The organism is Acinetobacter sp. P37 (assembly GCF_057480965.1).
The window spans coordinates 30,601-47,012 of record NZ_JBLIYY010000019.1 but is presented as its reverse complement, the minus strand read 5'-3'; the positions used below and the strand labels follow the sequence as shown (position 1 = coordinate 47,012).

General features: G+C 42.2%; 11 protein-coding genes and 1 other RNA gene. 5 read left to right on the top strand and 7 right to left on the bottom strand.

The features are described 5' to 3' along the window. Window positions 1-56: 56 nt before the first annotated feature. Window positions 57-416, bottom strand: a transfer-messenger RNA (tmRNA) gene (ssrA, locus tag AC25JC_RS14855). Window positions 417-544: 128 nt separating this feature from the next. On the opposite strand from ssrA, the gene glpK reads away from it, so the two are divergent. Next, entirely contained in the window at window positions 545-2,029 is a 1,485-nt protein-coding gene (gene glpK / locus AC25JC_RS14850; protein WP_486924329.1) for a glycerol kinase GlpK, read from the top strand. A 69-nt stretch (window positions 2,030-2,098) separates the two neighbouring features. Here the strand turns inward: glpK and AC25JC_RS14845 are convergent, their stop codons facing one another. From AC25JC_RS14845 to AC25JC_RS14835, 3 genes are all read right to left on the bottom strand, one after another. Further along, entirely contained in the window at window positions 2,099-3,625 is a 1,527-nt protein-coding gene (locus tag AC25JC_RS14845; RefSeq protein WP_486924328.1) for a DHA2 family efflux MFS transporter permease subunit, read from the bottom strand. 6 nt (window positions 3,626-3,631) lie between these two features. Beyond that, window positions 3,632-4,783 carry an EmrA/EmrK family multidrug efflux transporter periplasmic adaptor subunit gene (locus AC25JC_RS14840; RefSeq protein ID WP_486924327.1) on the bottom strand — a complete coding sequence of 384 codons (1,152 nt, stop codon included), beginning with the start codon at window positions 4,781-4,783 and terminating at the stop codon, window positions 3,632-3,634. Window positions 4,784-5,045: 262 nt separating this feature from the next. After that, window positions 5,046-5,543, bottom strand: coding sequence for a thioesterase family protein (locus AC25JC_RS14835; protein WP_180108025.1), 498 nt, complete (start codon window positions 5,541-5,543; stop codon window positions 5,046-5,048). Window positions 5,544-5,650: 107 nt separating this feature from the next. On the opposite strand from AC25JC_RS14835, the gene hemB reads away from it, so the two are divergent. Continuing rightward, a complete protein-coding gene (gene hemB / locus AC25JC_RS14830; RefSeq protein WP_180010032.1) occupies window positions 5,651-6,664 on the top strand; it encodes a porphobilinogen synthase in 1,014 nt (337 codons plus the stop codon). A gap of 137 nt (window positions 6,665-6,801) precedes the next feature. Beyond that, complete coding sequence (thiO, locus tag AC25JC_RS14825) at window positions 6,802-7,926, top strand: glycine oxidase ThiO (RefSeq protein WP_486924326.1); 1,125 nt, start codon at window positions 6,802-6,804, stop codon at window positions 7,924-7,926. Between the two features lie 21 nt (window positions 7,927-7,947). Here the strand turns inward: thiO and AC25JC_RS14820 are convergent, their stop codons facing one another. From AC25JC_RS14820 to AC25JC_RS14810, 3 genes are all read right to left on the bottom strand, one after another. Then, window positions 7,948-8,883: a TIGR01777 family oxidoreductase gene (locus AC25JC_RS14820; RefSeq protein ID WP_486924325.1), complete on the bottom strand. Its 936-nt coding sequence runs from the start codon at window positions 8,881-8,883 to the stop codon at window positions 7,948-7,950. Between the two features lie 66 nt (window positions 8,884-8,949). Beyond that, window positions 8,950-9,399, bottom strand: coding sequence for an ABZJ_00895 family protein (locus AC25JC_RS14815; RefSeq protein ID WP_078193094.1), 450 nt, complete (start codon window positions 9,397-9,399; stop codon window positions 8,950-8,952). A gap of 400 nt (window positions 9,400-9,799) precedes the next feature. After that, window positions 9,800-10,744 carry a GGDEF domain-containing protein gene (locus tag AC25JC_RS14810; RefSeq protein WP_078193095.1) on the bottom strand — a complete coding sequence of 315 codons (945 nt, stop codon included), beginning with the start codon at window positions 10,742-10,744 and terminating at the stop codon, window positions 9,800-9,802. A 678-nt stretch (window positions 10,745-11,422) separates the two neighbouring features. Between AC25JC_RS14810 and AC25JC_RS14805 the strand changes: the two genes are divergently transcribed. Both AC25JC_RS14805 and AC25JC_RS14800 read left to right on the top strand, forming a co-directional pair. After that, window positions 11,423-12,670 carry an exonuclease SbcCD subunit D gene (locus tag AC25JC_RS14805; RefSeq protein WP_486924324.1) on the top strand — a complete coding sequence of 416 codons (1,248 nt, stop codon included), beginning with the start codon at window positions 11,423-11,425 and terminating at the stop codon, window positions 12,668-12,670. A gap of 9 nt (window positions 12,671-12,679) precedes the next feature. Then, a complete protein-coding gene (locus tag AC25JC_RS14800) occupies window positions 12,680-16,291 on the top strand; it encodes an SbcC/MukB-like Walker B domain-containing protein (protein ID WP_486924323.1) in 3,612 nt (1,203 codons plus the stop codon). Window positions 16,292-16,412: the final 121 nt, after the last annotated feature.

Genomic DNA, 16,412 nt, shown 5'->3' with positions numbered 1-16,412 from the left:
ATATAGCCAATAAAAAAAGCCTTTAAACATTAAGCTTAAAGGCTTTTTTAGAAATTTGGTGGAGATGGCGGGAGTTGAACCCGCGTCCGCCAGCACTACGCTCGAGAATACTACATGCTTAGATATCGTCTATTGATTTAGCTCTTTGTGACCCGACGAACAGGGTACAAATCGCGATCCTTTAAGATTTAGTATAAGACCCCAAGGCTTGATCTTATACGGACTTGTGTGCGTTCGCTTCAGTCGGGACCCCTAACCACAAGTATTCAGGGATGCGGACAAGCTGCCCTTAGGCAGCTAGAGCGTAAGTTTCGTCGTTTGCGACTAAAATATGCAAATTTGATTTACGAGAGAAAATGCGCTCTCGACATGCATCTATGAGTTTCATCACCAGCGTCGAAGCCAGAAACATCCCCAAAGTAGCGTCATCATAGCATAACTTCAAAAAATTGCGATGCAATTTCGAAACAATTACACATTGATCTGCGCTTAATTACATAATTGCGTTAATATTTTATTTTTCAAGACCGCAAAAGAAAAATATATGAGCTTTTTATTGGCACTCGATCAAGGAACGACTTCAAGTCGTGCGATCATTTTTAACGAACATGGACAAGTTCAAGCTACAGCTCAACGGGAAACCCATATTCAAACCCCGCATTCAGGTTGGGTGGAGCAAGATGCTCAAGAAATTTGGAGTACACAAATTGCCGTCGTGCAACAAGCACTCGCTTCTGCTCGTATCCTCGCAAAAGATATTAAAGCCATTGGACTGACCAATCAGCGTGAAACCACTGTGGTTTGGGATAAGCGCACAGGTCAACCCCTTGCCCCTGCAATTGTCTGGCAAGACCGCCGTGCAACCGAGTGGTGTGGACAACTGACCCAACAAAACCTCAATGACCTCATTCACAAAAAGACTGGATTACGTATCGACCCCTATTTTAGTGCTGGGAAATTGGTCTGGTTATTAGAACACACACAAGGTCTACGTGAACTCGCTCAGCAAGGTCATGTGGCTTTTGGTACGATTGACAGTTGGTTGGTGTGGAACCTGACGCAAGGTGCAGAGCATGTGATTGAAGCCAGCAATGCCTCACGAACCATGCTAATGAACTTACAGCAACAAGCTTGGGATGAAGAACTCTTAGAATTATTCGATATTCCCCTGTCGGTCCTCCCTAAAATCATCAGTTCAGATGAATATATTGCAGATACCGCTACAGGTTTACTTGGCGCAAACATTCCCATTACCGGCATCTTAGGTGACCAGCAATCCGCGCTGTTTGGACAGTCATGCTTTGACGCAGGAACAGCAAAAAATACCTATGGTACCGGCTGTTTCATGCTCTTTAACACCGGCACCGAAGTTCAATATAGCCATAATAAATTACTCTCGACCCTTGCATGGCAAGCTCAAGGTCAAACCCATTATGCACTTGAAGGCAGTGTATTTATGGCTGGCGCAATTGTGCAATGGCTAAGAGACGGTTTAGGGATTATTCAAAAAAGCAGTGATGTTGAAAAACTCGCATGCCAAGTGGAGCATACCGATGGCGTGGTTTTGGTTCCTGCCTTTACTGGGCTAGGCGCTCCGCATTGGGATAGTGATGCCCGTGCCCTCCTCTGTGGAATGTCACGTGGTACAAATAAATCCCACATAGCTCGTGCCGCCTTAGAGGCCATTGCCTTTCAAGTGTCGGATGTATTGACCGCCATGCAGTCAGACCTGTCTAGTCCACTTAAAGAACTCAGGGTCGATGGCGGTGCCAGTAGCAATGATATGCTGATGCAATTTCAGGCCGATATTTTAAATGTGCCTGTACTGCGTCCTAAACTTTTAGAATCAACAGCATGGGGCGCTGCCGCAATGGCCGGACTCAAAGCGGGTGTGTTTTCAAATCTTGATGAAATTGCCGCATCATGGCAATTAGAACGTGCTTTTGAACCCAAAATGAATGCTGATCAATGTGAATTTCATTTGGCCCAGTGGCAATCTGCACTCAAACGGGCGCGCTCGGACCTTTAATTTTTTTCAATCAACGCCGTATGCAATATAAAACCGCTCGAATGAGCGGTTTTTTATACTTGATGTTATTTAGTGTGCATGACCGCCACCCACACCTGCTTTAGGTCGCGGACAGAGCCAAATGATCAGTGCGGCGAATATAAAGACACCCGCCAAGACTAAAAACACATGATTGGCTGAAAGCGTTAAGGCTTCTTTATCCACCAAACTGGAGATGTAACCCAATGCGGATTCTGAACTCATTCCATGATTCACTAAGGTGTTTTGTACCTCAGTAACATGTAAATTACTGACCATTTCACTGCGTGCGACTTTGGTGTGATCATCCCAAATGGTTACTGCAATCGACGCTCCAATTGCCCCTGCCATGGTTCTTAAGAAGTTCATCAAACCTGCCGCAGATGCCATGTCTTGTGGCAGTACCGATGCCAAGGCCATATTTGACAAGGGAATAAAGAAAAATGGAACGGCAAAACCTTGTAATATTTGCGGCAAAGCCAAAGCCATAAAGTCTGCATCCGTGGTCCAAAAGGCGCGCATAAGGGTGACTCCGCCCAAGATACTTAAACCAAAACTCGCCAAAGCACGTTGATCGTATTTGGTTGCAAGCTTTGCAACAATTGGCGACATGGTCAAACTACCGACGCCCATCGTTGCAGTAAGATAACCGGCCCACGTTGCGGTATAGCCCAAGTTGATTTGTAACCACTGCGGAATCAAGACAATACTGCCAAAGAAGGCACCAAAACCAAAGGCTAAAGCCAAGACCGAAATGGTAAAACTTCGGTACTTAAACAGCAGTATATTCACCACAGGATGCCGCTCAGTCAGCTCCCAAATCGTGAAAACGATCAGCCCAACAAATGCCGTCAGTGCCAGCACCACGATAAATGGATTATTAAACCAATCTCGTTCATGGCCCAAGTCCAACATCAATTCCAAGGCACCGATCCACAACACCAACAGCAGCAAGCCACCGCGGTCAATTTTCAATTTCTGTGTTGGAGTTTCAGCCGTTTTCAGTAAGCGCATCGCCGCGATAGCACAACCGATCCCGACAGGAATATTGATAAAGAAAATCCAATGCCAAGATAAATTATCACTGATCGTACCACCCAAAATTGGACCTAAAATGGGGCCAACCACAGTGGTCATTGCCCACATCCCCATGGCTTGGGATTGCTTTTCAGGAGGGAAAATGCGCATTAACAACGTTTGGCTCAGTGGCATAATCGGACCACCAAACAAACCTTGCCCAATTCGGCAAAACACCAACATTTCTAAACTGGTCGACAAACCACACAGTATCGAAAATACCGTAAAGCCAAACAGGCTGATCACAAAAACCCGTACAGAACCAAAGCGCCCAGCGAGCCAACCGGTTAATGGCACGCAAATCGCTTCTGCCACAGCATAGGAGGTAATGACCCATGTCCCTTGGGATGCCGATACTGCAAGGCTACCGGTGATATGCGGCACTGAAACATTGGCAATGGTCATGTCGAGCACAACCATAAAGTTCGCCAATGCCAAAACCAAGGCAGCGAGAATCAGACGACCACCTTTTAGGTCAGTCATTTGCATTTGCTGATTCATAGGCAATTACTTCGATTTCAAGTCAATCGTCGCTTCCATAGACAGCCCCACACGTAGTGGGTGTTCTGCCAACTCTTTTGGATCCAAACGAATCCTCACAGGTAAACGCTGAACCACTTTAATCCAGTTTCCTGTGGCATTTTGTGCTGGAATCAAGGCAAATGCTGAACCTGTGCCACCAGAAAAACCAGTGACTATGCCATTAAATTTAACTTTGTCACCATACAGATCAGATGTCAGTTCAACTTTTTGACCCGCTTGCACCCCTGCCAATTGGCTTTCTTTAAAGTTGGCATCGACATATAACTGAGAGACAGGCACCACCATCATTAATGACGTTCCCGGTGCAATGCGTTGCCCAACTTGAATATTGCGACGTGTCACTACACCATCAAAGGGTGCTTTAATTTGTGTACGTTCTAAGTCCAACTGAGCTTGTTGTAGACGTGCTTGCGCAACTAAAACATCTGGGGTTGAATTTTCATTGCTGTCTTGAATTAATGCATCATTTGCAGCTTTATTACTTTGTGCCGCTTTTTGACTAGATTTGGCTTGAGCGAGTCCTGCTTGTGCCACATCAAAACTGGCTTTAGCGGTATTCACAGCACTCTGCGCTGTGCTTAATTCTTCTTTAGAAATCGCACCCGTAGCAGCCAATTGTTGACGACGTTGTAATTCATCTTGTGCTTTATTCAGATCGGCTTGTGCTTTGGCCACTTGTGCGCTTGCACTATGAATTGCATCATCACTGACAAAGATTTGTGAGTTTAAAGAGCTGCTATTCGCCGCAGTTTGTTTGTATTGGCGTTTTGCTTTAAGTAATTCAGCCTGAGCTTGAGCTAAGGCAATTTCAGCATCACGAGCATCAATACGAACAAGCACATCGCCTTTTTTCACTTGCTGCGTATCACTCACCAAAACCTCTGCCACTTGCCCCGTGACCATCGAGGTAATCGACGCTGTTTCTGCACCGACATAGGCATTATCGGTACTGACGGAATGATTTAGAAATATTGACCAAATCAAATACATCACCAAAGCAATCACGATCAATACAGCCACTATACCAAGGCCTTTTTTTCTGCGTGCTTTTAATTCCTGATCGGTGGGCTGCTCTGTAGATGGGGTTTCTGGCAGGTTACTAACGGTATCTGTCATAGATTTGTCCTAAATCTAGCAGACTTGGTCATGGCATCATGAGCTTTGCAAAGCATGTCAACTTTGCTGTCAGATAATGGTGTCGTGAGAAAGTCTATCTTCTTCAATTTTCCGGCATTTTAAAGCTAAAAAATCATATCCTGAGAATAGAAAATGTAACTCGTCAGTCTTTTTTTCGTCGGCAACAGGATAAAATCATGCCCTGCTGCCAATGCTGGACTTTATTTTTTCATCATTTTGAATGTGTTAACTTAAAAATGGCTTAATAAGCATACGATGCAATCGCTGTTGCAATCGCTTTACCTTCATCATTGACCATGGTCATACGCATGGTGCAGCCCTTACGGCCTAAACGTAAGGTTTCAGCTCGTGCAACGAAATACTGTCCACGTCCTGGCGCCAAATAATCCACACGCATATCAACGGTCGCTAAGCGAGATACCTTTTTACTAGTTTCTGCTAGATCTTCAGCTGTGGCCTTTTTATACAATTCAGCCATCGCTGAAATACCACCGATACTGTCGAGTAAAGTTGCCGCAACACCACCATGTAAAATTTGGAATGCGACATTTCCTATTAGATTACTAGCCATGTCCACACGTGCTTCGATCTGACCATCGATCACCGTCATTTTCATGGCATTGTGTAAAAAAAATGGGGAGCTGTTAAATGCTTGAGCAATGTTATTTAATAAAGTATCGATTTCATTCTTCGAGTTTAGGTCAATATTACCGGTCCAACTCTTATTTACATCTGTCATAGCCTACTCGAATCGCTGTCATTGAATAAAAAAATAATACGGGGTGCGCCAAACCCTCATTATGCGTCTACAATAGTCAAAGTTTAATACTGATCAATGAGATTGTTATGACCTATACGTTCAATCGTCCAGCTTTTCCTGCCACTCGCATGCGTCGCATTCGTAAAAATGACCAGCTTCGTGCCATGGTGCGTGAAACTCAACTGACGACTGATCATCTCATTTATCCAGTATTTGTGTTGCCAGGCCAGCAACAAACTCAAGATATTCCAAGCATGCCAAACGTACAGCGTCTATCTGCTGACTTGTTACTCAAAAAGGCAGAACGTTTACTCGAATTGGGTGTTTCAAAATTAGCTTTGTTCCCAGTTACACCACAGGAAGATAAAAGCTTAACGGCTGAAGCAGCTTGGCATGAAGATGGCTTAGTCCAAAGCACCATCCGCTTATTAAAAAAAGAACTACCAGAAATGGTTCTCATCACTGATGGTGCTCTCGACCCATACACCACACATGGTCAAGACGGTATCATTGATGATACCGGCTATGTACTGAATGATGAAACCGTTGAATGCTTAATTAAACAAGCGCTCAGCCATGCCGAAGCGGGTGCAGATGTGGTTGCACCTAGTGACATGATGGATGGTCGTATCGGTGCAATTCGCCAAGCCCTTGAAGCCAATGGCCATATCTATACCAACATCATGGCTTATTCTGCAAAATATGCGTCTAGCTTTTACGGGCCATTCCGTGATGCGGTAGGTTCTTCAAGCAACCTCAAAGGTGGCAATAAATATAACTATCAAATGGACATCGGTAACCGTGCAGAAGCTTTACATGAAATCGCACTCGATATTCAAGAAGGCGCCGACATGGTGATTGTAAAACCGGGTATGCCGTATTTAGATATCGTCCGTGAAGTCAAAGATAATTTCGGTGTTCCAACATTTGTCTATCAAGTGAGTGGCGAATACGCCATGTTGGCAGGTGCCATTCAAAATGGTTGGCTATCTGAAAACGTGATTATCGAATCGCTTATGAGCTGCCGCCGTGCAGGTGCAGATGGGATCTGGACTTACTTTGCTGAAGATGCAGCACTCATGTTGAAAGACATGAAATAACCTGCAAAGCCTTCCTGAAATGGTAACGTTCAGGAAGGCTTTTTTATATCTGTAAAATTTAAAAAACAGTCTTGGAAGAAAAACTTCGGCGTTGCTGAAGTTAAGATCAAACTCATACATTCATCGGTTAAAAGAACATGAATATTGCCATTATTGGGGCGGGTATTAGTGGTTTACTCAGCGCATTGGAACTCGTTGAACGCGGTTGTACGGTGACGATTTTCGACCAACAACGCACAGGTTCTGCCGCATCTTGGGCTGGTGGTGGCATCCTCTCCCCGATGTATCCTTGGCGATATCCCAATGAAGTCAATGCGCTCGCACGTTATGGCAAGCAGAGCTACCAAAAATGGAATGAAAAATTAAAACCGATCACTGGGATTGATTTTGAAATTCATGAAACTGGCATGTTGATTTTTGATGAAGATGATTTTGAAATTGGCTTAGATTATGCCCGTTTGCACCAAAACCCAATGCAACAGGCGGAATATTTACAATCCGAGCAAATTGAGCAGATTAATCCTCACATTTCAGCACGCTTTGCACATGGCATTTATTTTTCGCAATTAGCCAACATCCGTAATCCACGACTTTTGCAGTCTTTAACGGCTTATTTACAGCAGCATCCCAATGTGATCATTCATGAGCATTGCCCTGTTACTGATTTAAATACACAGCAACAGCGATTAGTCTCGATTCGGACTGCTGATGGTCAACAACACTTCGCAGATCAATATGTACTGGCAACAGGTGCTTGGTCAGCGAAATGGAGCAAACATTTAGAAATCGAGATTCCAGTACAACCTGTTCAAGGACAAATGCTTCTTTTTAAAACCCCGCAGAATTGGTTGCCGACCATGTGCATGAATAAAGTCATGTACTTGATTCCACGCCAAGACGGTCATGTGGTTTGCGGCTCAAGTATGCGCCAATGTGGCTTTGATACTCAGACAACAAATACAACCTTGCAGCATATTCAAAAATCCTGCTTTGACATGGTACCAGAGCTTGCCAACTTTCCGATTGTGAAATCTTGGGCTGGCCTGCGCCCATCTTCGCCTGAAGGGATTCCATATATTGGGCAGATGCCAAATTTCGACAATCTTTGGGTAAATTTTGGGCATTTTAGAAATGGTTTATGCATGGGACCAGCTTCAGCTCAGTTATTGGCTGAACTGATGACTGGGGAAACGCCTTCATTCAATGCAGACCACTATAGTCCGAGTCGCCTGTTTCAAGATGCATTGTTAAGCGTCGAATAATGGTCAATCCGTCAAATTCAACTAAGCCAATAAATCCTGCAAGGCTTCTTTTAACATCGGAAATTTAAACTCAAAGCCTTGCTGTAATAATGCGGCTGGCTGAACCAATTGACCATTTAAAATTAATTGCGATTGCTCACCCAATAAAATTTTAAAGATAGTTGCAGGCACATTGAGCCATGGCTTTTTCGCTAATTGACGTGCTGCAATCTGCGCAAACTGAGCCTGCGTCGATTTTTCAGGCGCAACTAAATTAAAAATATGCGGATCGATTGGCGTGGGTTCAAGCAACGCATGTTTTTTCTCAGCTTGTTTCATTAAAAACAGCATACTTCGGATCACATCTTGTATGTGTATCCACACAAAAGGCTGCCGACCGGAACCTATTTTGTTGACCAAATTGAGCTGAATCGGTCGCAGCATTTGCGGTAAGATCCCGCCACCTTCAGCCAAGACCACACCTAGTCGTGTGATAATGGTATTTTGTTCAGGAAATTGGCGTGTGACTTGCTCCCAACTTTGGCATAGCTCTGACATAAAAATGGCTTGTGGTGCAGCATTTTCATCGCACACTTTTGTCCATTGTTCTTCAATATCAATACCATAATAGCCAACAGCTGAACCTGAAATAATGCATTTCGGAAAAATTTTACGTTTTCGTAAATATTGATACAGCGCTTCTGTGGTTTTGACTCGACTTTCTAATAATTGCTGTTTACGCGTTTCTGTCCAGCGACCTTTGCCGATACTTTCACCTGCAAGATTAATCACATAATCAATTCTGTCATGAGGAATTTGATCGAGCTGCTGTACCCAAGTTAAATGAGGTGATTTAGAAATACGCCCAGCCTTACGACTGAGCCCAATCACTTTATAATCCGCAGCTAAAAGTGCCTTGATGAGATGTGTGCCAATAAAACCGCTGCCACCTGTCATCAGTACTGTGGGCTGATGCATAATTTGTTCTTATCTATATGAAATAATACTATTATCTATAGAACAAGATCACCAAACGATCAAGCTTTATGCACCAAACTTTTGAGCAGCCATCCGCTGTGCTTGCGGACCATAAAACCAATAGGTTATTAAATACAAAGGGATAGCCATCAGTAACAACATGATCACCATTAAACTCATAAACTGAGGATGTTGAACATAGAGCATTAAATTTTGCCAAATTTCAGGATCTTTTCTTGAAAAAATTGCGATACCCAAAAGTACAAAAGCTAAATTATATAACCAAAAAATCAGGCTAAAACCTAAGGTAAATTTTTTACGCTCTGCCTGTGTCGGTGCTCTCTGATTTTTATTTAAAAACCGAAATAACACCACGATCATGGCAATCAGGTAGGGTACGACCGTTAAAATACCACCTACACCCTGTGGCAATAATGCAGCGATCACACCGCAAATACAGGTCATGATTAAACAAATGAAAAAAAACAATAAAAAATAACGTGTTAAAGACACCATGACCCTAACCCAAGAAGAAGTTGACACCTAGTATAAAAAAAAATGCATTTTTTTTCATTTTCATGTCAACCAATCTGTAAACGGCTACGTTATATAGGGTACAAGGTCTGTAGCAACCGATGATTTGGACGGCATCCACAATGTTTCGGTGACCTTTTTAAAAGCAATAAGTTTCATTTTGAATTTAAGTATGAACAGCAGCCATCACTTAAATTTAAAATCGATTTTTTGACCGACGATTTCATCATCACTCGAATCGTCGGTCTTTTATTTTGTGCCTCATGCATTTAGCATCGAATTTTATTCTTATATTCTACACCCAAAAAAAATCAGCCGATAAAATATCGACTGACTGAAAATTTTATGCAAGTTTAAAATAAGTCACAACTGCAAATCTATGTTATGCAGCACAGTAGCGATTACGCCCCTGTCTTTTGGCTACATAAAGGTTTTTATCAACTTGATCCAGAAATTGCATTGGATTATCCAGATCTGAAGGAATAATGGTTTTTACCCCCATGCTGAGTGTGACGAGTTCCGACACTGCAGAGGCTTTATGCGGTAATCGTGCAGCACGCACGGCATCCATAATTCTATCGGCCATCACTGCTGCTGCGGCTTCATTGGTCTCTGGTAAAATCCAAGCAAATTCCTCGCCACCAAAACGCGCAACTAAATCACGAGGTCGTGTACAACAAGATTCCAAACTTTTAGCAATTTGACGCAGACATGTATCCCCAATCACATGACCATTCAAGTCATTGTATTGTTTAAAATAATCTAAATCGATCAAAATTAGACTCAGCGGCTTTTGCGTGCGGATTGCGTTTAACCATTCACGCTGGTAAAAGTCATCAAACAAACGTCGATTTGCAATACCAGTTAAGCCATCTTTATATGAATATTCTTCGAGCTGACGTTGCAATTTTTGTAGTTGTTCCTCTTGTTTTTTCCGCTCGGAAATATCAAACATAAAGCCGACAAGACAATCTACATCACCATTTGGTTTACGCACGACATGAACAACATCACGTATCCAAAGATATGAACCATCTTCTTTAAGTGCACGATAATCTGCTTCATGATCTATACCAGCCATCGACTGTGAAACACAATAATTCAGTACATAATTACGGTCTTCCTCGTGCATACGTGATGCCCAATCATCTACCGTTTTCCAACTACTTTGTTTCCAACCGAGTAACTTTTCAATTTGCGGTCCAATATAACTAAATGTTTTACTGTCCCAATCAATACACCAAGGAATGGCTAATGTAGACTCTAATAAAGTCTTATACACCATACTATTTGCAAGTTTTTCTTCGTCAAAAGGATTATTTGGCATGTTGCATCTCCTGCTACCCCAAATGCAGGTAATACACCTGCTGTACAATAATTCACCTATATACAGGATTAGAACAACATTTTATATTCCTAGTTCTTGGTATTTTTTAACCTAATTTCAGATCTCTACTATTTGAAATGTGTAATCCATCAAAGAAAATATAATTACAATGAACCAGCTCTACTATTTTGAAATTCAAAGTTATGATACCAAGCTTTAAGTTGTGTATTATTCTGCCGTTTTTGGTTGGTCATTTACACGAGTTACAGGATTCCCTAATCAGTAACCCCAGACTTCATGGTGACCTCTTAGAATGCTCTGTACAGACTCCACCGATGCATTGCATTACCAATACATTTACTCGTAGTTTTGAAGTTAAAGATTTCGACCAAATCACTAAGAAAAATCTGGTACAAGATGGCCAAATTGCTATAGAAAAATTTGTGATACTTGGATAATACTGGCAAGGCTATTTCATAAATCCAGCCCATAATACTTTTTGCCTCCTGCAAGTAGATGCAAATGCACATTAAGGAAGTTATCGCATAGTTTAGATTGGGTACTTTGTAACTGTCGATAACGACTTAGTTGGACTGATGAATGATTAATCTCCCTCGTAAACATAACCATCTGTGATACTTTATAGCCCAATCAATTTTTTGATTTTTTGGTGCTTGCATGACTGTTCGTTTTTTTCATACTTCAGATTGGCATTTAGGACAATTTTTTCATAGTCATGAGCGTGACTACGAGCACACCCAATTTTTAAATTGGTTACTTGAGCAAATCCAAGAAAAACAACCGAATGCATTACTGATTGCAGGCGATATTTTTGATGTGGTGAATCCAGCATCCAGTGCACAAAAACAACTGTATCAATTTTTAACCGATGCCCATGCTATTGCCCCACATATGCAAACCTTGATGATTGCAGGTAACCACGATTCGGGTTATCGCATTGAACAGGTTGAGCCTTTTTTAGCGAAGTTTAATGCCAAAGCCGTGGGGATTATTTCAAAACAAAACCAGCAATTTGACCTCGATCGTTTACTTGTCCCGATTTATGATGCTAATAAAAACATCATTGCATGGTGTTTAACTTTACCTTATTTACGCAGTGCTGAAATCACAGGTTTAAATGAGCAAACCACCAACAGTCAAAATGCCATTGCTTATTTACATCAGCAGTTGATTACGGCAGCAAAAGCTCGTAAACAGCCTGATCAGGCGTTGATTCTGATGTCACATGCACATATGCAAGGCGGTGAAACGTCTGATTCGGAACGCCCGATTGTGGTCGGTAATGAAGAAGCTTTATCAACAGCGTTGTTTGATGATGTGATTGATTATGTGGCACTTGGACACTTGCATAAACCGCAAAAAGTGGGACAGACGCATATTCGTTATAGTGGCTCACCTATTCCATTGTCATTTAGTGAACGAAATTATAAACATCAAGTGGTCGATGTCCGTATTGATCCTAAAGCAAGCGTAACTGAGCGCTGCCAATACGAATCGCTGATTATTCCTCGTACCGTTGATTTAATTCGGATTCGTGAAGAATTAAAAGATTTGATTAGTGCTGTACAAGCCTTACCGCAAGGTGAAATTGAACATTTGAATGCGCGACATTTTTTAGAGATCGAGTACACCACCGATGCACCGCCCCCTGTCGATTTACGTCAGCAAATTGAAATGGCACTACCTCCAAATCGTTATCGTTTGCTGCGGATTGCGCGCATCTATCAAAAGCAAACTGAGCAACATGACACTTTCACTACAGTCGATCTTAAACCACCAACGCCTGAACGACTGTTCTTGAATCTTTGGGAAAAGATGGGCTATGAGCAAGATGAATCGGTTAAACGTGATTTTTTAACATTGCTCGAAGCCGCGCAACACGATTTGGATCAAAAAGTACAATAAGGATATGCCATGAAAATTTTACGACTCAGTTTAAACAACTTGGCATCTTTGGCGGGTGAACAACATATCCATTTTGAAAATAGTCCATTATCTCAAGCAGGTTTAATTGCGATTACGGGAAAAACAGGTGCAGGTAAATCCACGCTACTCGATGCCATGTGTTTAGCCCTCTATGACGAAGTACCTCGTCTGCGTGGCGCTGCGGGCAGTATTCGCGATGTTGGTGGTAAAGATATTTCCATTAAAGATTCCAAAAATATTTTGCGCCGTGGGACGACTTCAGGTTTTGCTGAACTCGAATTTATTGCCCTGGATGGCAAACGCTACCAAGCGCGTTGGGACATTAGCCGTGCGCGTAAAAAAATCGATGGTAATCTCAAAGTTGAGCGCGCTGTCATCTGCCTTGATGACGGTACGACCCTGACCCAAAAAATCTCTGAAGTCACTCCACTGATCGAAAAGCTGATTGGTTTAAGTTTTGAGCAATTTACTCGTGCGGTGTTATTGGCACAATCTGAGGTTGGTGCATTTTTAAAAGCCAAAGATCATGAACGTGCCGACTTATTGGAATATCTCACGAATTCGCAAATTTTTAGCGAAGTGAGTAAAAAAGCAGCAGATAAATATAGTGAAATCAAACAGCAACGTGCCGACTTAGAAAAACATATTGGACATTTAGAGATTTTATCGGAAGATGAACTCGCCACGCTCAATCAACAACATCACGCCTTAAAACTTGCCTTACATCATTTAGCACAATCCGAAAAATTGCTCGAAAATGATCTGAAATGGCACAAAGATAAACATGAGCTATATGCAAGTGTTCAAGCGAAAAAAGAAGTCTATGATGTTCAAGTGGACGCTGATCTAAAACTGCAACCACAAAAAAAATTATTAGCACAATTGGATTCATTTCAGCCGATTCGTGCACAGTATGAGAGGCAAAACAGTGCGCAACTGCAACTTAATCAATTGACACAAGCACTGAAAGATTTTCAGCCGCAGTTACAACAGGCTCAATCGAAACACGAACAAGCATTAAAGCAATTACATCAAGCTGAGCAACATGCGCAATTATGGCAAACACACCTCGAACAGCTTAAACCGCAATTAGAAATTGCATATCAACTCGATCACGATATTCAAAGCAAAATTAAACAACATCAGAGTGTTAAGCTTGAGCACCAACAATTTGCCCATCACCACGTTCAACCCCTTGAGCAACAATTCGCTCAGCAGCAAGCAAACTTAAATCAAGCGCTGCAACGCAAGCAACAACTCGAACAACAACTCCAGCAACAACAGCAATGGGCAATTTTTGATGCAACATTTGCCACCACTGCACAACGTCTAGATGATTATGTACAGCAATATCAAGCTTTGAACAGCAAACAACCTGAATTATTGCAACAGTCAGTAGAGAGCTTGCAACAACAATACACTGACCTCAAACAACGTATGCAGTCATGGTCAGCGCAATACCAAGACATTGCCTTACTTGAGAAAAAAACGCAGCAAACTCAGCAAACATTGCAGCAGCAAGATCAAGCTACTCGCATTTTGGAACGTCTTGAACAACAAGCCACACACCTCTCACAGCACGAGCAACAATGTCAGCAATTGCAACGACAATTACAAGCCGATGCAAAAAAAGCAGCGGATTTAAAACAGCAGACCATTACACAGCAGCAACACGTACAACTTAGCCAAACGTCCCTGCAACAACTCGAGCATATGTTTGAACAGCAGCGTTTACTACAGCATCAGAGCGTGCAAGATTTACGCGCCCAACTGAAACCGAATGAAGCTTGTATGGTCTGTGGTAGCCATGCTCATCCCTTTGTGGAACATAAAGATTTGCTGAAGCATGCTTTGGAACAATTGCAAGACCAACAATTACAGCAAGCCAAAAAAGATCACGAGCATCTGTGCAAACAGCTGAATCAATTAGAAATACAATCTTCAAAAATCGAAGCAACGACGCAGCAACAACAGCGTCAAATCGATGAACTCTCACAAAGCATCAGCGTTCAGAAGCATAAGTTTAACAATGAACTACGATCACAGCAGTTGGACTTTGATACACAGCAATCTTCTGCTGATCTTTTACAACAGATTCAAGTGGCTTTAGCGCGAACAACGCAAACAACGCAACAACTGCTTGATGATTTACAGCAAGATCAACACACCCTCCAAACATGGCGTTCAACACAGCGACAAGCTGAACAACTACAATATGGTATACAACAGCGACAACAACTCGAATACCTGATCGAACCTATTACTCAGCAACTTAATACCATGCAGCAACAGCATTGGCAGGCGCATCCACTTCATTATGCTCAACAGATCTTGCAGGAATTACAACAACGTCAGCAGTTATTGACGCTGATCAATGAGCAACAAAAACAGTGTGAGCAGTTGCAGGCTGAACAGAATCAACAGCAATTAAAACTTGAATTTTTACAAAAACAATCTCAGGAAAAATTAGATCAATTGGCAGAGATTTCTAGCGCTGGTAAACACTTACGTGAACAACTCAATACTCTGACCGAAACCTATGCAGGTCGTCAGTATCAGTATGTCAGCGAATGGCAAGCAACGCTTGATCGAGAACAGCAGCAATTACAACACGCAATTACTGAAATACGTCAGCAGCTCAAAGGCTCTGAAGACGTATTACAGCAATTGCTTTTAAAACAGCAAAATTTAAATAGTCAAATCAGCTTAAATACACAACAGCTTCAGCAGGCAAGCCAACACATTGCCACATGGCAAGAAACGCATCCTGATTTCTATCCAAGTCTTATTGAACAATGTTTGACGATTGACCATGACCAGCACCAAGACATCCGTCACAACTTATTGAATCATCAGTACACATTGGATACTGCCAAGACTTCATGGCAAACGCTTGAAGAACAGTATCAAAAGCATCTCAAACAACAGCCTGAACTCAGCTTTGAAGAGCTACAAAGCAAACTGATGACATTGGCATCGGAGAAAGCGCAGCAGCAAAATGCGTTTAACGAAGCTGATGCGCAACTGCGTATGAATGCTAATAATCAAAGTAACTACGCCAAATATCAATCACAGATTGAGCAAATCAAAACTGAAGAATATCGTTGGGGTCGCATCTACGACTTAATTGGTCACAAAGAAGGCACGAAATTTAAGAAAATCGCCCAAGAGCATCATTTGGATATCTTGGTGGAATATGCTAACCAACAATTACAGCCTCTTTCACAGCGTTATCAATTACATCGTATTCCTGACAGTTTAAGTCTAGCGATTATCGACCTCGATATGAACAGCGAAGTCCGCCCTGTCCTCTCCCTATCTGGTGGTGAAACTTTCTTGGTATCTTTAGCGCTGGCTTTAGCGATTGCCAATATGGCGTCAGGCTCCATGAAGCTCGAATCACTGTTTATTGATGAAGGTTTTGGTACGCTTGACCCTGCCTCCTTACATATGGTGATGAATGCACTCGATCACTTACAAAGCCAGGGTCGTAAAGTTGTCTTGATCTCGCATGTACATGAAATGCATGAACGGATTCCAGTACAGATTCAAGTCAAACCTGTCGGTGCTGGTGCAAGTACCATTGAAGTTGTATGCTGAGTTCCTGAGTAAATGGTTAATCAATCTAACGATGCGTGATATTGACGATATTCAAAATTTGAGAGCTGATTAGAAAGCAAAGGCTGAATGAATTTTTCCACTCAGCCCTGATTTTCTTGAC